We start from the raw sequence: 19,276 nt of genomic DNA on the forward strand, positions 1-19,276 counted from the left end.
CCACAGTGGTGTTAGTGGCCTCGGAGCCCGAGGAAACCGCATTACCCACAACACCCACCGCGTTCCCGGAAACATTCACCGGAACCGTCACAGGAACGGAAACCTGGACGCTGCCCACAACATCACCGAGCAGGTCACCGAGAATGCCTCTTCTTGGCGAGGCATCGTGGCTGCTGTGGTTGCTGGAGAGCTGGGATACGGCACTCTGGACCGCGGGGACAAGATCCGAGGTTCCTGAACTTGACTGATCGGCAGCACTCGCTGCACCCGTGCCGAGAGCAAGAAGACCGCCGGCAAAGACCGCTGCACAAAGCGATCGACGAAAAATTGCATGCATGATGAACAACTCCTGAATAAGATTTTTTGACCCTGGTTGCGACCGCAAGCAAGGAAACACCGTGGCTTTTCCCAAATGTCGGGAAGAGGCTCAACGGTTATCTATCCGGGTGTTGATCCGGGGTTTGAGGGCATGGAGGCAGGCAGGGACCAGCTGACATCTCGCAGGGTTGAACCCTGGACCGCGATGCTGAAGTGCCCTGCAAAGTTTTCCTGTGCTGCCCCAGATCCTGATGGTCCACCGGCGCCACTGGCGCCACTTCCGGAACCGGTCGCTGAGGCAGGGCTGGAACTTACAGCCGGCGCACAAGGCCCCACGGCTAGGCCGCTGGTATCCGAGTCACACGAGAAGTAAGCGCTACTTCCAACAGGGAGGCTGGGCACAGCCATGGCCGCGGGATTTACTGCCCCGGATGATCCAGGCACCGCCCCTGAAGCCAAGTATTGCGCCAGAGAGCCAAGACCCCCTGACACGGACAATTTTAGTCCTGAACGCTCTGTTCCAAGCAGCTGAGCTCCGAGAGGCGCCTTCGCGCCTAAGGACTTCTCTGTGCCGTCAGCAGCAGACGTTGCATTGCCAGGAGTGGCGGAGGTCCCGCTCTGTTCAAGGTCCGCGCCCGGGGTTGCAGGCGTGATGGGCGTGCCCGGCACTACCGATCCGGGGGCGCCGGGAGTCCCCGGAGTGCCGGGCTTTACCGGGGGCAGAACTTGATCAATGACATCCTTCACACCGTCGCCCACAGGTACAACAGTCCCTGTGACGCCGTCAACAACCGGCTTCAAGGTCCCGGTCACCGGGGCAACAACGGGAGCCAAAACCTGCACTACCGGAGCAGTGACGTGGTCAACGGTGCCAAGTACAGGCGCAGTAATTGAGTCCACAACGTTGACCACTGGCGGAACCACGGAGGTGGTGACGTTCCGAACCGGAGCAATAACTTTTTCCACCACGGGAATCGATGAGGCCGTCTGTTCAGCCCTGTCGGTGATTCCCGAAACAGGTGCAACAACCTTGGAAACGGTGTTGTTCCCGACAATGTCCTTGACAACGGGAACCTGCGAAACGCTCTTATCCACCACGTTAACCACGGGGGAGAGAATTCCTGAGATCAACCCCTTGCCCTTGGCCGGAGACTGGTCGGAGGATGCCGGAGCATCGGGAGCAGCAAACGCTCCTGATGACCCTAGAAAGAAGAAAAGAGCGGCGAACAACGCCACTCCAAAAGCTATACGCACCAGGCGCACTGGGGTGCCGTCAAGCATCAGCGACTTGGCGTCAGTATGCACAGCATTCACCCCCAGTGAAGAAAGTACTACGAGACCGTTTTGCTCCAGATGACCCTTCAAGGTGTCACCAGTCACAATAACTACTACAAACAGTACGTTGCCCGGCCTGCAAACTCCAGCAAAAACGAAATAATCATCTTTGCTACGTTTGCGGACCGGGCACCGAAGTGTTCAACTATCCAGGATGTGAGCCTCAGCCGAGGACGGATGCTCCGCGCGAGAGCTCAACCATGTCCTCGCGCGGAACAACCTTCACGCGTTCGCGCTGCACCGGTCCGGCCTCGGATGCCGCTGCACCGAGCGCCTTTTCATGGGCGTCGAGCTCCAACCAGCCCTCCCAGGAAGTGAATTTCACTCCGCGTGAATCAAGCAGCTCCACAATTGATTCCGGGGCAGCAGACGTAGCCAGGGGCAGAGAGTCGCGGTCGGAAAGTAGGTGCGTGATGGTTTCCAGGGCGTCGCCCTTGGTACTGCCAATCAGACCCACCGGTCCGCGCTTGATCCAGCCGGTCGCGTAGACACCCGGCACGTGGGTTCCGTCGGCGTCCAGAACCCGGCCAGCCTCGTTCGTGACAACGCCGCGCTGGTGGTCAAAGCCAACGTCAGGCAAGGCGGAACCGAAGTAGCCCACCGAGCGGTACACGGCCTGGACCGGGTAGTCAATGAACTCGCCCGTGCCGCGGGCATTGCCTGTGCCATCGAGCTCGGTGCGCTCGAACTTGATACCCGTGACCACGCCGTCTTGACCGGTAACCTCTACGGGGTTGTGCAGGAAGTGCAAGTGGAGACGGCGGGAGGCACCCGTGGTGGGGTCAGCGGCGTCGTCCTCCTGCTCAACCAGCCAGTTGGTGAGCGTATTGACCATGGTCTTGACCTGGTTGTTGGTCTTGACGGCGTTATCCGAGGCCTCGTCGAAGTCGAAGTCCTCCTCATACAGGACAATGTCCACATCACGGGAATGCGAAAGCTCACGCAATTCCATGGGCGTGAACTTCACCTGTGCCGGGCCGCGGCGCCCGAAGATGTGCACATCCGTGACGGGTGAGGATTTCAGACCCTGGTAAACGTTGTCCGGGATTTCCGTGACGAGCATGTCATCGGCATGCTTGGACAACACGCGCGCCACATCGAGGGCCACATTGCCGTTACCAATCACGGCAATTTCCTTGGCGGTCAGCGGCCATTCGCGGGAGACGTCGGGGTGACCGTCATACCAGGAGACGAAATCGGCGCCGCCGTAGGAGCCCTCCAGCTCAATGCCGGGGATGTTCAGGTCCGCATCGTTGATGGCGCCGGTGGCGAAGATGACGGCGTCGTAGTGCTTTTGCAGGTCCTCCAGCGCAAGGTCAGTGCCGTAGTCAACATTGCCGAAGAAGCGGATATCCCCGCGGTCCAGCACCTTGTAGAGTGCGTTCACAATGCCTTTGATGCGCGGATGATCCGGCGCTACGCCATAGCGAATCAGTCCGTACGGGGCGGGGTAGCGGTCAAAAAGGTCAATGCTGACAACCAACCCTTCCTTCACTTCAGTGCTCTTAGTCAGCATGTCCGCTGCGTAGACACCGGCCGGACCGGACCCGATGACGGCAATACGCAGCGGTCGCTCGGCAGTTCCTGGCGCAGCTGAAGTGTGTGATGACACGGAGGTGCTCATTTCTATATTTTCAAAAAGGGCTTATGGATAAGTCTAAGAGAGAGAACTGATAGTTTCCCGCGTGCCGTAATTGGCGGTGGCCAATTCAATGGGCGCCAGTGGGCTGACCCGCACCACATCACCAACGACGACGACCGCTGGGTTGCGTACCCGGCCCGCCTGGGCGAGAGCCACGATGGTGCCCAGGGTGCCGATGGTGACCCGCTGATTTTTGGCGTATCCATTCTCAATGATGGCGACGGGGCAGTCCGGCCCGCGTCCAGCAGCTTCGAGAAGGGGGATGGACCGGTTCAAGGTGCCAACACCCATCAGAAGGACTACCGTATGATCACTGCCCTGCGGAACGTTTTCCAGTTCCTCATGACCGCTGATCATGGTGAATGCTTTGGCCAGGCCACGGTGTGTGACGGGGATACCAGCGGCTGCGGGAACGCTGACGGCGCTTGTGACACCGGGGACAACTTGAACATCAACACCGTTTTCACGGCAGGCGATGGCTTCCTCACCACCGCGGCCCAGCACGTAGGGATCCCCGCCCTTGAGCCGGACCACCCTGTTGCCCGCCTGCGCCTCCCGGACCAGGATCGCATTGATTTCGCTTTGCGTTACGGGGTGGTGGCCGGGTGTTTTACCAACCTCTATGATTTTGACGTCATCACTGAGGGTGCTCAGCAGGCCGCGCGGGCCGAGCCTGTCAGCAACCACCACGTCCGCCTCGGCCAGGAGCCGCCGGCCACGGACAGTGATGAGATCTTCTGCTCCGGGGCCGCCACCAACAAGGGCAACCGAGCCGCGCTGGCCGGCAGTCCGGTAACGCCGCAGGGGCAGTTCACCAATTTCCAACGCCGCTGAAATGGCGTTGCGGATGGCCACTGCCCGCAGCGGGTCTCCCCCAGCGTTGACGGCAACCTTGATGTCCTCAACAGTAGCCACGGCAGGTGTCCATGCCGCGGATTCTTGCGCATTTGAGTGGTTCACGCACCAGGTGCGGTTCGCTTCGGCGTCGAGAGCCACACGGGAGTCCACGGCGCTGTTGTTAGTGGCGGCCACAACATACCAAGCCTGTGTCATGTCAGTGCTTTCATAACCGCGGGCATGCCAGCGCAGCAGCCCGGCATCCGCCAGCTCCTGCGCCGGGACGCTGAGAACCGGGGCAACCAGCGTCACTTGGGCTCCGGCGTCTAGCAGGGCCTTGGCGCGGCGGGCCGCAACGGTGCCGCCGCCCACCACCAGGACGGGACGGCCCAGCAGCCTCAATGAGGTGGGGAAGAGATCAACAATAGCCATGACACAAAACCTTAGAGAGGAGCGATATTTGCACACAAGGAACGCGTTACACCTGTTCACGTGGAGTCACGGGAGGACACATTTTACGTAGTGTCAGGGGCTCAACAAAACAGCTCCGCTCCGGGGTCAGGCTAGCGGGTGCTCCCTGCGAGGAGGCCGCGTCCGCGCAGCAACCGCTTTTCCACGGGGGCAAAGATCAACAGTTCAACGGCGATGCCCACGAACAAAATGATCAAGATTGCGGACATCACGATCCCCATGTCAGAAAGCTGCCTGCCCTGCTCAAGGAGCGAGCCGAGGCCGAATCCCAAAGAGCCGCCCATGGCGATGATCTCCGCTGCCATGAGCGAGCGCCAGGAGAATGCCCAGCCCTGTTTCAATCCGCCCACATAGCCGGGCAGTGCTGCCGGGAGTACCACGTTCACAGCCATTTCCCACCGTGAGGCACCCAGAATCTGGCCCACGCGGCGGTATTGCGGCGGGATTTGGTCCACGCCGGCGATGAGCCCGTTGATGATGGAGGGGATGGCGCCCATGAACATGACGAAGTAGACGGTGGCATCAGTCAGCCCGAACCAGATGATGGCGGCCGGCACCCACGCCACGGAGGGCAGCACCTGCAGCCCTGAAATCAGCGGGCCAAAAGCGCGACGCAACAGCTTCACTTGGGAGAGCAGCAGGCCAATCGGTGTGGCCACCACAATGCTGATGGTGAAGCCCATGATGCCGCGCTGCAATGAGGTCCACACCGCTTCCTGCGCGGTTCCGTTCTGCCACAACGCACCGAGTGAGCCCAGCACATCCAGCGGTCCAGGTACCAAATCCCGGCGTCGCAGGCCCAGCGAAACATAAAACTGCCACGCCAGCAACACCACAATAAAGGCGGCCAACGGCAATAGCACGCGGGAGAAATCGAACCCTCTCCGCTCAACTGACTCTGATTGCAGCGAATCCAGCCCCGCTTCGAGGGAGCGCATCTCCTCTTCAGTACCACTTTTTATCAACGGTGACGTTACTGTTTCAGGCATGTTTACGGATCTCCTGGCGTAATCGGGCGGTGATGTCCGCGGTCAGCTCTCCGGCCGCGCCTGCATCCGTTCGGTGTTCATCGGAGACGTTCCACTGCGCCACCACCTTGCCGGGCCGGGAGGAGAGCAGTAGCACGCGCTGCCCCAACCGCACGGCTTCGCGGACGTTGTGGGTGACAAAAATGATGGTGCGCCCGGTTTCCTTCCAGACCCGTTCCAGCTCATTGTGCAGCAGGTCCCGGGTGATGGCGTCCAGTGCGGCAAAAGGCTCATCCATCAGCAGCAGTGGCTTGTCCTGCGCCAGCGCCCTGGCCAGCGCCACACGTTGACGCATACCCCCAGAGAGCTCATGCGGACGCTTTGCCACCGAATGGCTCAGATTCACCAGCTCCAGCAGCTCCGCCGCGCGGATCCTGCGTTCAGCCCGGCCCACACCGCGCAGCTTCAGCGCCAGTTCAACGTTTCCGCGTGCACTGAGCCACGGGAACAGGGCCGAGTCCTGAAACATGAACGCTGCCCCGTCCTCGGGCACTTCCAAGGCGCCGGCGCTAGGTACGTCCAGACCTGAAATGATGTTCAGCAGGGTCGATTTCCCACAGCCCGACGCGCCCAGCAGGGCCACAAACTCGCCTTGGCCCACTGTCGCGTTCACGTTATCGAGCACCGGCGCGCCGTCCCCAAAGCGCTTGCCCAGGTTTTCCAGGACAACGGCGGGTGCCCGGTTTGCGCCGCCGGCCTCCCGTGTACTGGGCGTGTCAGTCGTGGCGTCAGCAATCAGTAGCTCTGTCATTGTGTTCCTAATCCTGCCGCCGTGACGGGTTGTCCGCCGGCTGCTTTGAGTACTTTGTTCAACAACGTCAGCTCGAAGAGCCCTTTGAGGTCAGCCGGCTTGGAAACACCAACACTGACCCCGTGGTCCAGCAGCGTGGGGAATGTGGCCGCCAAAGGATCCGCAGTGAATGTCAGTTCCGAGAGGGACCGGGCAATCACCTTGTTTTCCAAAGGCTTTCCAATGGCCACCTTCAGCGCCTCGTTGATGACGGTGCCAGACTCGGTTGGGTGCTCATCGAGCCATTTGAGAGATTCCACATGTCCCCTCAGCAACCCCTCCACCGTTTGCGGGTGTGCTTCTAGGAATGTTTTATTGACGGCGAGCACGGTGGTGCTGAACTCGCCGTTGTCCCAGAGGTCAGCCTCATTGACTAGGACTTTGGCCCCTGCCTGGAGCACCATGCGGGAGGTCCAGGGCTCGGCGACCCATGCGCCGTCGACCTTGCCCTCCTGGAAAAGCTGCAATGTTTGGGCATTGGTGGTGGGGTTGATGGTGACGTCACCGCCGCCTGTGGTGTTGGTACTCAGCCCCCGCTCTCCCAGCCATTTGCGTAGCGCCACATCCTGAGTGCCGCCTAGTTGCGGGGTGGCGATGGTTTTCCCGCGCAGCTGTGCAACATCGGTAATGTCCGCCCGGACCACAAATTGGGCTCCACCCGAGGCGGCACCGGCAATGATGCGGATTGATTCGCCACCGCTTTGCACAAAGGAGTTCAGTGCGGGATTAGGGCCAAGGTAGGCGGCGTCGATGGCGCCTGCGTTGAGCGCCTCAACCGTGGCAGGGCCAGTGGTGAAGACCTGCGTTTTCAGTTGTGTTGCACTCAAATCTTTGGCGAAGATACCTTTTTGCACACCCACCAGTGCCGGTCCGTGGGTGATGTTGCCAAAGTAGCCAAGCTTGACGACGGCGGCCGGCGCGGTTTCCGGGACGAGCGCAGCAGAATCGGTGCCCTTGGCGTGCACGCTGGCCACGGCCGCCCCTGCCCCGATCAAGGCAATGAGTGCAGCGAGAACAAAAACTTCCACTCCGCGAAGCTTGTGCTGGGGCTTCTTACCGGCAACGATGCGCCGCAGCCGCAGCACGGGAACGTTGTGCACGGAATCGGGGCTCTGCGGTTTTTCAGGGCGGTTGCTTGCCGTCATGGGACAGATCCTTCGCATGGGTGGGGTGGCAGCCGGGAAGACTCTCCTGCCGGTCGTCATGGTTAAACGTTAGGGACTGCCGGTGAGCCGGTTCAATGACGGGACTCCTTGGGTCATACAAAGTCATTGAGCGTCATAAAATGTTGGTAGCCGGCGGGCCTGGCTGCCCGTGTTCAGCCCATGCCTGCGGCAGATACCGCGGGCTGGCCATTCTTCTGCAGTATCCGGTTCAGCGGATGCAGCTCGAAGATGCCTGACAGGTTCGCTGGCTTGCCAACCCCCGCATTTACCCCGTCAGCCAACAGTTTGGGGAACGTGCCGGCCTGCGGATCGGCGGAGAACGAAAGTCCCGCCAGGGAACGGTCCAGGACGTCACTGGGCAGTTCTTTCCCAGCTGCCGATTTCAGCGCCGCATTGACTGCCGTGGCGGCATCTTTTGGATGAGTGTTGAGCCAGTCGATGGCCTCGGTGTTGCCGGCCAGCAGGGCCTCAACAGTTTGTGGATGCTCTACCAGGAACTGCTTGCTAACGATCAAAATGGTGGTGGCGAACTTACCCTGGTCCCACAAGTTCGCTTCGTTGACGAGCACTCTTGCCCCGGCCTGGAGCACCAGGCGCGAGGCCCACGGCTCAGGCAACCAGGCACCGTCGAGTTTCCCCTCTTGGAAAAGTTTCAAGGTGCTGGCATTGTCGGTGGGGTTAATGGTGACATCACCCCCACCGCTGGGCGTGGTGGCCATGCCTTGGCCGGCCAGCCACGAGCGCAGCGCAACGTCCTGAGTGCCGCCTAGTTGCGGGGTGGCTAGGACCTTCCCGCGCAACTGCGCCGCCGAGGTGATGGCGGGTTTGACCACAAGTTGGGCACCACCGCTCGTGGCGCCAGCGATGATGCGGATGGACTCGCCGCCGCTTGTGACGAAGGAGTTGATGGCCGGGTTGGGGCCCAGGTAGGCGGCGTCGATGGCCCCGGCGTTCAGGGCTTCGATCGCTGAAGGGCCAGCATTGAAGACCTGGGTTTCCAACGTTGTTGCCCCGAGGTGTCTGGCGAGAATGCCGTTGTTGACCCCGATCAGGGCTGGAGCGTGGGTGACGTTTGCGAAGTACCCGAGCCGGAGGCTGGCGGCGGGACCGGCTACGGCGTGCCCATCGTTGGCGTAGTTGGTGGCGGTGTTGGTGCCCGCGCTCCCTGCCGCGATGGCCGCACCAGCGCTGATCAAGGCAATCAGTGCGGCAAGGACCACGATTTCCACCTTGCGCAACTTGTGGCGAGTTTTTTGACCGGCCACGATGCGGATTGTTTTCAACTCTGGAGCGACTGTGGACTCCGGTGGAGTGGCGGGGATTCTCGTCATGGATCAAGGCTAGGGAAGGCGCCAGTCACCCACAATGATGCTGACGTGCTGCGTCACGCACAGTCATTCCACGTCACAAATTGGTGCACCCTCGGCTACGCGATTCCCCAGCATGACGAAACGTTCAGTCACTCCCGGGGCGAAGCTTACGCAGCCGCGAGCGCAGTTTCCTTTCCCTGTTGATATCACTACCAACCTCTTTAGTGGCATCAACGTAGGATTCTCCCAACGTTTCCAGAAGGAGGTCATCAGCCACACGGACTTGTCCCGGTGAGAACCTGTATTCCATGATTCTGGCAACCCGGTCCGGATCCATTGAGCTGAACCATTCCTCCGCAGCGTTGACGGTGTCGATCCCGTTGACGCCAAGAACACGGACCATCCAGTCGTACTGATTTTCTTTGCTGGTGCGGTATTGGGGGAATGCGCGGGCCAACACGCTTTGGAGGGATCCGGCGTCGAGCAGCTTGGTTTCTTGGGCAGCATCAGTGGCACTTTCGACCTGCAACCGTTTCAGGATGTCGCTAATGTTCACAAATTGTTGGTCCGCCAGCTCAATGAGTGTGGAGGCCATGGTGAAGGCTCGGCTGATTTCGGCGTTGTCACCGCTTGATCCCTTGAAACGGATATCGTGTTCAAACTCCGCCCAGGCATGTTGGAGTACCGTGCGGATCTGCACCTCAAAACGCTGACCGGTGTACTCTTGGCAACCGTTGGGTGGGTTGTGGGCCGGCACTTCAAGTGTCAGGTGGCGTCCTGCGTAGCCAATGCCGCCGTTCTTGCGCATCATGGCGGTTTTGTCTTCATCGTCATGGCAGATGAACTGGCTAGAGAGTGCGATCGCCACAGCGTCAATGTCCGATTCCACGAAGAGGATGACACGGACACCGATCAAGTCATCGAGCTTTGCCAGGCCGCCAGGGTATTTCAACAAGCCGTCATGGTCGCGACGGGTCATCTTCTCGGCTGCAGACTCGGCTGACTTCACTCTGAACTGCACGTCGTGGTGGTTGAGCCCATCGTCATGGAGCCTGCCCACAATCGTGTTGCGAATGGCCTGCGCGGCGTCTTCCAACGCGGTTTTTTGTGCAGATCTTTCTACAAATACCTGGTCCAAGTGAACGATTGCCTGCCCCATAATTGCAACTCATTTCTTCCAGCGCCCTGTAGCTACAACTCTACGCACGGCCCGGGCCAATGTCTCCCCTGCGACCATCACAATACGGCTGGCGGTGCGGTTTATGTCACGGCTCGCCTTGGTGGCGCATCGGTTCAGTGTCCGTGAGGTGGCGCATCGAGTCTAGAGCCGGTTCACGGGATCCAGAACCCGACTGTGCACAGTAGCCGGGTCTCATCATCGGCACCGTCCGGTGGATCAATCGCTGGCGGAAATACCCCGAAGCTACGCCATTGTTCCGCGTTGGGCACAACGTGTTCATTCATCCCCGCAATCAGCTCGGGGGACAAATGGAACGGGATTGAAAGGTGTTTGGCAATAAGCCACGCTTGAAAACCCCGATACATTGCCAGGTGTGCGAAGCCCTCCTTTGCAGGGTAGTCGCCGTACTGAAAACGGAAGATTGCCTCCCCATCGACGCCCGCTTGAACAGCGGCCGTTGCGGCGTCGTTCAGCGTGTCATAAGCAGCGATCGGGTCATCCCCAAGGAGATCGCGATCGCGCAGCTCATCCCCGTCCGCAACCGAAGCACCGGCAATCACTGCGGGAACCCAGGCCTCGTCGTAGGCGTGAGCCCTGAGGATGTCCAGGATGGTGGGATTGGCACTTTGCGTCCATCCGGCGGGAACCGGCTTATCAAAATCCTCTGGGGCGATGCGGTCAATGACGCTTCGAAGTGCGGCGTCAGTGGCGAGGAATAGCTGATCGGTTTCCATGTGGGGAGCCTACTCTGCGGCAGCAACATTTGCCACGAAAATGCCACTGCTCCTCCGGCTGAGCGCAACCCGACGAGGACGCCATCCGCCTCGAGACCGGCACCTTTAGCTCGGGAGTTCTCTACCTCACCAGCAGTTGCCCCAGCTCTTGGGTGCAACGAGTCAGCGCCACATAGAGTCCGTTCCACCCGCGCGGCGCAGCGGCAATGCTTGGCGCGTCAATGAGCAACGTGGCATCCCATTCCAGCCCCTTGGCATCAGTCGCGGAGAGCACTGGGGTGCCGGGCAGGGCCTCCCGCAAAGCTGGCAAGCGTTCCAGGGGCGCAATCACACCGACCATCCCGCCCTCCCAGCGTGCTGAAAGTTGCTCGACGGCGCGTACTGCTTCAGCGGCCAGCTCATCTTCGCTGACGGAGCGTTCCCACGGCTCAATGCCAGCAGCGCGAACGGCGCGAGGAGGCTCATTTTGGCTGCCGGCGTTGCGAAGTACTGCGCCGGTGAGAGCCATGACCTCCAGAGGCGTGCGGTAACAGATGGTCAACTGCGCCTCGGTCCACCTTTCACCGAAGGCAGCACTGACCGCTTCTTGCCAGGTGGCGTGTCGGTGGGGCGCCTCGGCTTGGTCGATGTCGCCAACAGCGGTGATCGATCGGGAAGGGCAGCGGCGCATAACCATTTGCCACTGCATCTCCGAAAGCTCTTGGGCCTCGTCAATGACAATGTGGCCGTATACCCAGTCCCTTTGTGCGCCAGCACGATCGCTCATAAATTCGCCCTGCCCATTGTTGGGGATGACATCGCCCAACAAATCAGCCAACGCGTCATACAAGGGCAGATCACTGCTGGCCCACGTCTGTGGCTCGCCGACGATCAATCCCCGTTCGGCATCGGTAAGCTCCGGCACCCACTGCTCCAGCAGTGCCTCATCGCCTAAGAGCCGGCGCAGTTCGGCCGTCGTATCGAGTGTTGGCCACCACCGCTGAAGCGTTGCGTTCACGCCGTCGTCATCCGCGATCCTCTCACGGAGGAGGTCAATGTCTTCCTCGGTGAGCATCCCGTCGACGTCAGTGCCTGTTGCCCCGGAGCGCACAGCGCGATTATCGGCGTGGGTGAAGACGGCATCGAAGTCGCTGAGCAGGTCCTCAAGTCCGTCTTCAACCTGTGCCATCGTCGCTTCGCTGCGTGCCACGACGGCATCGGTGAGTTGGTCCTGGACCTGCTGGATGAACACTGCGCGCGCACCATGGTAGGAGCGTCCCGAGGTTGCCGAGGCAACGGTCCGGGCGATCTGTGCTTCATCGATCGTGTACCCTTCCCCTTCCCACAGCAGTTCGACGCCGGCTGGTTGCGGCAGGCGCGATGCGCAATACCGGGCGAGCCCTTGTTGCCATAGCGCCCTGCCCTTGATCTCTGCGACCTCACGCTGTTCCGAACGCTCCACACTGATGCCAGGAACCAGGGTGTCGCAGGTCGCCGAGACTATTGCGGTCTCCCCCAGCGCCGGCAGTACCTGGGCAATGTAGTCCAGAAAACGCGGTGACGGTCCCATCACCAAGACTCCCTGTGCGGCGAGCTTGGGATACGTGAAAAGTAGGTACGCCACCCGGTGCAAGGCCACCACTGTTTTTCCGGTGCCCGGTCCGCCCTGGACAACCAGCGGGCCGCGGGAATCCGCGCGAACCACATCGTCTTGCTCACGCTGCAACGTTGCCGCTGCCGTACTCATCTGGCCCGTGCGCCGCTCGCCGAGGGCGGCGAGCAGGGCCCCCTCACCCACCAGTTCACTGGCCCTGGAACCATCCAGCGGCTCGTCATCAAAGCTGATGACCTTGCGCCCTTGGGTGCGTATATGACGACGACGGGCCTGCCCTTGGGGGTCCACCGGCGTTGCCGTGTAGAAGGCCCGTGCGGCCGGTGCACGCCAGTCGATGACGAGAGGATCGCCGTCGTCGCTGGGGCTGGGAATACCCACGCGCCCCAGATGGCGCACTGTCTCATCGAGTGCATCGATCCGGCCGAAGATCAAACCTTGCTCCGCGTGCTGGAGTTCCGCACGGCGGCGGATCAGCATGCGCATCCGGGCCTGCTCAACTGCGTCCTGCGCCGGGGTGGCGAGCTCCGCCTCAAGGCGCTCAAGTATCCCGTCGCGGCGGGCGAAGGCCTCGTCGAGGATGAGCTGTTCCTCCGCTGCGGTTCCTATGTGCGCTGCGGCGTCATCTGTAACAAGTGTGGTCACGTTATTAAAGGGCACTTACACTCTTTCACTACGAAGAACTGTTCTCGCTTACGAGGCAACACCAATACCTACGAAAATATTCCAACTAGCTCAACTCGCCGGCGTGTACCTTCGGCGGTGCGTCATCTGAGCTGCCCGGACGCGACCTTTTGAGTCCGGGCACAAAGTGGACCACTGTTAGCAGCAGCCACGTGACCACCACAAAAGGCCAGGTATAAAGGGCGGGCACACCCTGAGTGAGCATCGAAAGCCCAGCAGCCAGTAGCGCCCCCACCGCGGCCAATGCCCATGGCTGCCAGGAACCTGCCACGAACAACGCAGCCATGGCAATGGCCACCAGAACACTGGAGTAGCCCAACATGCCGTGCCCCAACAGCAGGGGGTCCGCTCCGGTGGCCACAGCTATCACGCTTGAGAGGACACTGCCCACCAAAGCTGCCAACCCCACTTTCCACTGTGCAAGAAATAGGGCGGCAAGGATCAGCCCGCCGGCAATCACGGAGTCAATCAGCACCACCTGGGACACATTGGCCAAAATGGAGCGCAGGAAAAGGGCAACAGGCGATCCGTCCATCGTGATGTAGGCCGGTGCCACGCGACGGTCTGCCGTGGCGAAGAACAAAATACCGGCAACAAGGCAGAACGGTGCCGTGATGGAGGGTAACTTGAGGGGCCCGAGCAGTGCGGTTCGGAAGAATCTTTGAAAACCCCACGTCACGGGTGCGCACGCCGCACCGCCCAGAAGCGCAGCGATGGCTCCCGGCAGACCGCCACCAATAGCCGCGAACGCCGCGGCTCCCACGAGTGCTCCGCAAAATCCGTGGTCGCCGGCGCGCACCATCGCCGCCGGTGCCCGCATCAGCAATCCGGTCACCGTGGAGGCTGCGCAGCCCAGTAGTGCCAGAAGCGCCATCTGCCAACTGGCCACCGCAAAAGCGGCCAAGATCAGCAGCCCGGGGAGCATTTGAGCCTGAAAGAATATCTGCGAGAAGCCAAGCAGCAGCGTACGGCCAGCTCTGCGCAGCAGCGGTTCCCTCGATGGCCGGGCGGCCGGTTGAATATGGTTCACATCGAGACTTTACTCTCGGTTCGGGGCCGCTAATGACACGGCGCGCAGGTGGGTGGATCCGCTGCCGAATTTGTGCTGGTCGCGGCTCCTTGCAGGCGGGTGGCCGGATCAACGATGGGTTTGTCCGTGAACGTGGGAAAAGCCGTGGGCCTGAGCATCATGAGGTAGATGTTCTCCTCCACCACACAACCCGGGCGGCCAGCAAGCTTAGATGTTATAGCGCTCATCCTCGTGATCGCCGGGATGATCACGCACCAGACCGGCAGCCAGTGTGTTGCCGTCCTGCGGATCGATGACAAGGAACGCGCCCGTACGGCGATGTAGCGCATAAGTCTCAACGGGCAGCGGCGAGGCGAGGCGGATCTGCGCCGTGCCGATGTCATTCAATTCCAGTCCCGACGCGGCCGCATAGCCGAACGATTCCAAATCCAGCTTCCCCGTCACGGCACGGATCAGGCCCTGGACGGTCTTGCTGCCATGTTTGATCAATACCTTTGAACCCTCGCGCAGCGGCTTCGTTGAAAGCCAGCACAGTTCTGCGTAAACATCCTGGCTCACCTCCCCAAAAGTACCTGTGGCGGCAATGACATCACCGCGGGCAATGTCGATCTCCTCGCTCAGCCGCAATGACACCGACTGCGGCGCCACCGCAGTTTCCAGAGAGCGGCCAGCAAAGTCGATGCCCACCACGGAGGCCTTCCGCCCCGAGGGCAGAACCGTGATCTCATCTCCCACCGTCACGCCGCCCGAGGCGACCTGACCGGCATAGGCGCGGTAATCACGGAAGGAGGCTCCGGCGTCGTCCGCGTTTGCAAGGTCAGGGGCAAGCGCACCCTGCGGCCGGATGACAAGCTGGACGGGGAAGCGGAACGGCTCCAGCCCGCGCTCCATCTCGTCCGTGGTGGGCAGCGTTTCCAGGATGTCCAGCAACGTGGCGCCCATGTACCAAGGGGTGTGGGCGGAGCGGTCCACCACGTTATCGCCCTCCAGCGCGGACACGGGAACCACCAGCACACCGGACAGGCCAATACCCGCAGCAACCGCCTGAACGTCGGCCTCAATGAGGCGGAAAATCTCCTCGCTGAAGTCCACCAGGTCAATCTTGTTCACCGCCACCAGCACGTTGGGCACGCGCAGCAGGCGCAGCACGGACAGGTGCCGGCGCGTCTGCTCCAGCACTCCCTTGCGTGCGTCAATAAGGACGACGACGGCATCCGCAGTGGACGCGCCCGTCACCGTGTTCTTGGTGTACTGGATGTGCCCGGGGCAGTCGGCCAGGATGAAACTGCGGCGGTCGGTGGCGAAGTAGCGGTAGGCCACATCGATGGTGATGCCCTGCTCGCGCTCGGCGCGCAGTCCGTCGGTGAGCAGAGCTAGGTCGATCTTCTGCGTGCTGCCATTCTCCCCGCCAAAGCCGCGGTCCGCGGAGGTGCGGGTGACGGCGGCCAGTGTGTCAGCCAGAATCGCCTTGGAATCGTGGAGCAGCCGGCCCACCAGGGTGGACTTGCCGTCATCAACGGAGCCGGCCGTGGCGAAACGAAACAGGGTTCCGACCTGGACCTCTGCTGGCTCGATCAGTGAAGTTGTTGTGCTCATTAGAAGTAGCCGTCCTTTTTGCGGTCTTCCATGGCGGCCTCGGAGATGCGGTCATCGGCCCGAGTAGCGCCACGTTCGGTCAGGGTTGAGGCGGCCACTTCGCGCACCACATCGTGGACGGTGGTGGCATCTGAAGCTACGGCGCCGGTGCAGGACATGTCCCCCACCGTGCGGTAGCGGACCTGCTTGATGATCACGTCCTCATCGGGGCGCGGCGCCGAGACCTCGCCCACCGCACGCCACATGCCGTCGCGTTCAAAGACTTCGCGTTCATGGGCGTAGTACAGGTGCGGCAGTTCAATGTTTTCGCGGGCAATGTAGCGCCACACATCCAGCTCGGTCCAGTTGCTGATGGGGAAGGCACGCACATGCTGGCCCACGGTGTGGCGGCCGTTGTACAGATTCCACAGTTCGGGGCGCTGGTTGCGCGGATCCCACTGGCCAAACTCGTCACGCAGGGACAGTATCCGCTCCTTGGCGCGGGCCTTGTCCTCGTCACGGCGGCCTCCGCCAAAAACGGCGTCGAACTTGTTCTTGGCTATGGCGTCCAGCAACGGCACTGTCTGCAGCGGGTTGCGGGTGCCGTCAGCCCGCTCAGCCAGCTCGCCACTGTCTATGAACTCCTGCACGGAACCCACCTCCAAGCGCAGACCCAGACGCTCCACGGTGCGGTCGCGGAACTCGATGACCTCCGGGAAGTTGTGCCCGGTGTCCACGTGCAGCACGGGGAAAGGAACCTTCCCCGGCCAGAACGCCTTCGTGGCCAAATGCAGCATCAGCACCGAGTCCTTGCCGCCGGAGAACAGCAGCGCAGGGCGCTCAAACTCGGCCACCACTTCACGAATGATGTGGATAGCCTCGGATTCCAGCAGGTCCAGGGAATCCAGTTCGGCGGGCTCAAAGGCCTCGAGAGTCTCAACCGCCGAAGGGGTTTCAGTAATTTGGGTGCTCATGTGTGTAGTCCGCATTCTGTCTTGGAGGTTCCGGCCCAGCGCCCGCTCCTTGGGTCGGCGCCGGGGGCCACTTTCTTGGTGCAGGGGGCGCAGCCGATGGACGGGTAGCCCTGGCTGAGCAGTGGGTTCACGGGTAGCAGGTTCTCATCGGAGTAATTGATCAACTCTTCATAGCTCCACGTGGCGACGGGGTTGACCTTGACCAACCCATTCTTTTCGTCCCACACCACCAGGGGGGTGTTGGTGCGGGTGGGCCCCTCATCGCGACGCACCCCGGTGAACCACAGCTCGTAGCCTTGCAGGGAACGGTGCAGTGGTTCCACCTTCCGCAGCGCACAGCATCCGGCAGGATCCCGGGCAAACAGGTCCATGCCGTGGCGCGCATCCTGCTCGGCCACGGTTTTGACCGGGAGCACGTCAACCACGTTGACCCGCAGATTTTCTGCCACCTCATTACGTGTGGCGTAGGTTTCGGGGAAGTGGTAGCCGGTGTCCAGGAACAACACGTCCACCCCGGGCAGCTGCTCGGCTACCAGTGCCGGCAACACGGCGTCTGCCATGGAACAGGCGACGGCGGATGCTTGCGTTGCGAAGTTCCGCGCCACCCAGGCGATGACTTCCTGTGCGGACGCGTCCCAGGCCAATTCCTTGGCGCCGGACTCGGCAATCGTTTGGAGCTCGGCATGCGAGCGGAGCGTTGTCACAGTCATTTCAGCAGCTCCTCATCAACCCGGTGGGCGAACTCGGCAAAAGTTTCATTACTGAGGCGAACGTCCGCATATTTACGCACCACACGCTCCACATAATCGGGCAACTGCGCTGCCGTGACTTTCAGGCCGCGAATGGTGCGGCCCAAGCCTGCCTCAACCCGGTTGTCGGTAGCCAGCCCACCACCTAGGTGAACCTGAAAACCGGGGGCGGTGCCGCCGTCGTCCGTGGGAAGCATCATGCCCTTGAGCCCAATGTCTGCCGTCTGAATCCGGGCACAAGAGTTGGGGCAGCCGTTGATGTTCAGGGCAATGGGCTGGGTCAGGACTCCGGTGTCCACCAAATCCGCGAGTCTAGTTTCGAGCTCGCTAATGGCGGTGGCGGCGGTGTCTTTGGTGTTGACAATGGCCAGCTTGCAGTACTCGATCCCTGTGCAGGCGATTGTGGAGCGGCGGAACAGCGAGGGCCGTGCGGACAAACCCAGACCATCAAGGACGGTGATGAGTGGCTCCACCTGCTCCTTGGACACATCTAGAATGACGAGCTTTTGGTGCGGCGTGGTGCGCAACCGGAAGGAGCCATGTGCCTCAAGGGCGTCAGCGAGAGCGGTTAGTTTGGTACCGGAGACGCGGCCCACGGTGGGGGTGACCCCAATGAAGAACTTGCCATCTTTTTGCTCGTGCACGCCAATGTGATCGCCGGGGGATGTGGGCTTCGGGGCCGGTTCCCCGTCAGGCAACTTGTGGCCCAGGTAGTCATCCTGAAGAATTTGGCGGAACTTGGCGGTGCCCCAATCGGCCAGCAGGAACTTCAGCCGAGCCTTGGTGCGCATGCGCCGGTAGCCGTAATCGCGGAAGATACTGGTGACGCCAAGCCAGACCTCTGCGGCAACCTCGGGCGAAACAAACACGCCGAGACGTTCAGCCAGACGCGGCGCCGTGGACAGGCCTCCACCCACCCAGAGATCGTAACCCGGGCCAAGCTCTGGATGAATCACACCAACCAAGGCGAAATCGTTGATCTCATGAACCACATCCTGTGATGGGTGGCCTGTGATGGCTGTTTTGAACTTGCGGGGCAAGTTGGCAAGTTCAGGGTCCCCAATGAAACGTGCGCTGACTTCCTTGATCAGTGAAGTGGGGTCAATGATCTCGTCCTTGGCGATGCCGGCTACGGGGGAACCCAGAATGACGCGCGGCACGTCACCGCAGGCCTCAGTGGTGGACAATCCCGCCGCCTCAAGACGGTTCCAGATCTCCGGAACGTCCTCTACACGAACCCAATGCAGCTGAACGTTCTGCCGGTCGGTTAAATCTGCGGTGTCGCGGCCAAACTCGGTGGAAATCTGGCCGATCACGCGCAACTGATCCGTGGTGAGGGATCCGCCATCAATGCGGACTCGGAGCATGAAGTACTTATCTTCTAGTTCGTGCGGCTCCAGACTTGCTGTTTTACCGCCATCGATCCCCTGTTTGCGCTGTGTATACAGGCCCCACCAGCGGAAACGCCCGTGCAGGTCTGTTTTATCAATGCTGTCAAAGCCACCCTTGGCGTAGATGGTTTCGATGCGATCGCGGACGCTGAGCCCGCCATCTTCCTGCTTCCAGACCTCATTCGCGTTCAGCGGTTCCTTGCCGTCCACCTTCCACTGCCCATGCGGCTTGGCCGCGGGGCGGGGGCGGGAGGTACGAACCGGCTTCGCGGGAGCCTCGGCGGTCAGTGCGGCCGGAGCATTGTCACTGCCAGAGGTCTCTGCTCCGGCTAGAGCTGTCTGTGTCATAAAACGAGCGTAAGGTGCCCCCGGGCCGGCACCAATCACGATTGCAACGCACGTTCACCTTGGGCAATATTTCGTCACACCCGCCATTCGCCGCCAGGGTGTGCTTCTAGTCAGTGCGGGACT

At 61.3% G+C, this 19,276-nt stretch carries 16 protein-coding genes; all 16 read right to left on the minus strand.

Annotated elements, in window-relative coordinates:
- The coding region (locus ABIB48_RS14685; protein ID WP_354213467.1) for a chaplin family protein at positions 1-337 on the minus strand (337 nt) is incomplete at its 3' end.
- A 101-nt stretch (positions 338-438) separates the two neighbouring features.
- Positions 439-1,698, minus strand: a complete 1,260-nt coding sequence (locus tag ABIB48_RS14690; RefSeq protein ID WP_354213468.1) for a hypothetical protein — start codon at positions 1,696-1,698, stop codon at positions 439-441.
- A gap of 118 nt (positions 1,699-1,816) precedes the next feature.
- Positions 1,817-3,277 (minus strand): FAD-dependent oxidoreductase, encoded by a 1,461-nt coding sequence (locus tag ABIB48_RS14695; RefSeq protein WP_179442487.1) that lies wholly within the window; start codon positions 3,275-3,277, stop codon positions 1,817-1,819.
- A gap of 33 nt (positions 3,278-3,310) precedes the next feature.
- On the minus strand, positions 3,311-4,564 hold the full coding sequence (cobA, locus tag ABIB48_RS14700; RefSeq protein ID WP_110105454.1) for a uroporphyrinogen-III C-methyltransferase: 1,254 nt from the start codon (positions 4,562-4,564) through the stop codon (positions 3,311-3,313).
- A gap of 131 nt (positions 4,565-4,695) precedes the next feature.
- On the minus strand, positions 4,696-5,592 hold the full coding sequence (locus ABIB48_RS14705) for an ABC transporter permease (RefSeq protein ID WP_110105453.1): 897 nt from the start codon (positions 5,590-5,592) through the stop codon (positions 4,696-4,698).
- Complete coding sequence (locus ABIB48_RS14710) at positions 5,585-6,382, minus strand: ABC transporter ATP-binding protein (protein ID WP_110105452.1); 798 nt, start codon at positions 6,380-6,382, stop codon at positions 5,585-5,587. Before ABIB48_RS14710 ends, ABIB48_RS14705 begins: the two co-directional genes overlap by 8 nt.
- Positions 6,379-7,566, minus strand: a complete 1,188-nt coding sequence (locus ABIB48_RS14715; protein ID WP_110105451.1) for an ABC transporter substrate-binding protein — start codon at positions 7,564-7,566, stop codon at positions 6,379-6,381. Before ABIB48_RS14715 ends, ABIB48_RS14710 begins: the two co-directional genes overlap by 4 nt.
- 173 nt (positions 7,567-7,739) lie before the next feature.
- Positions 7,740-8,918: an ABC transporter substrate-binding protein gene (locus tag ABIB48_RS14720; RefSeq protein ID WP_110105450.1), complete on the minus strand. Its 1,179-nt coding sequence runs from the start codon at positions 8,916-8,918 to the stop codon at positions 7,740-7,742.
- Between the two features lie 124 nt (positions 8,919-9,042).
- Positions 9,043-10,056 carry a GTP pyrophosphokinase gene (locus ABIB48_RS14725; protein ID WP_110105449.1) on the minus strand — a complete coding sequence of 338 codons (1,014 nt, stop codon included), beginning with the start codon at positions 10,054-10,056 and terminating at the stop codon, positions 9,043-9,045.
- 173 nt (positions 10,057-10,229) lie between these two features.
- Positions 10,230-10,811, minus strand: coding sequence for a hypothetical protein (locus ABIB48_RS14730; protein WP_110105448.1), 582 nt, complete (start codon positions 10,809-10,811; stop codon positions 10,230-10,232).
- Positions 10,812-10,932: 121 nt separating this feature from the next.
- Complete coding sequence (locus tag ABIB48_RS14735; RefSeq protein ID WP_110105447.1) at positions 10,933-13,062, minus strand: HelD family protein; 2,130 nt, start codon at positions 13,060-13,062, stop codon at positions 10,933-10,935.
- Between the two features lie 70 nt (positions 13,063-13,132).
- Positions 13,133-14,116 (minus strand): urea transporter, encoded by a 984-nt coding sequence (locus ABIB48_RS14740; RefSeq protein WP_146212999.1) that lies wholly within the window; start codon positions 14,114-14,116, stop codon positions 13,133-13,135.
- A gap of 207 nt (positions 14,117-14,323) precedes the next feature.
- Positions 14,324-15,712, minus strand: coding sequence for a sulfate adenylyltransferase subunit 1 (locus tag ABIB48_RS14745; RefSeq protein ID WP_354213469.1), 1,389 nt, complete (start codon positions 15,710-15,712; stop codon positions 14,324-14,326).
- Positions 15,712-16,665, minus strand: coding sequence for a sulfate adenylyltransferase subunit CysD (cysD, locus tag ABIB48_RS14750; RefSeq protein ID WP_110105444.1), 954 nt, complete (start codon positions 16,663-16,665; stop codon positions 15,712-15,714). The genes ABIB48_RS14745 and cysD overlap by 1 nt, the downstream gene beginning before the upstream one ends.
- Positions 16,662-17,375 (minus strand): phosphoadenylyl-sulfate reductase, encoded by a 714-nt coding sequence (locus ABIB48_RS14755; RefSeq protein WP_354213470.1) that lies wholly within the window; start codon positions 17,373-17,375, stop codon positions 16,662-16,664. Before ABIB48_RS14755 ends, cysD begins: the two co-directional genes overlap by 4 nt.
- The gene (locus ABIB48_RS14760) at positions 17,372-19,153 is read right to left on the minus strand and encodes a nitrite/sulfite reductase (protein WP_315915199.1); all 1,782 of its coding nucleotides are present in this window, start codon (positions 19,151-19,153) and stop codon (positions 17,372-17,374) included. Before ABIB48_RS14760 ends, ABIB48_RS14755 begins: the two co-directional genes overlap by 4 nt.
- Positions 19,154-19,276: the final 123 nt, after the last annotated feature.

The organism is Arthrobacter sp. UYCu511 (assembly GCF_040547105.1).
In the GTDB taxonomy this organism is placed as follows: Bacteria; Actinomycetota; Actinomycetes; order Actinomycetales; family Micrococcaceae; genus Specibacter; species Specibacter psychrochitiniphilus.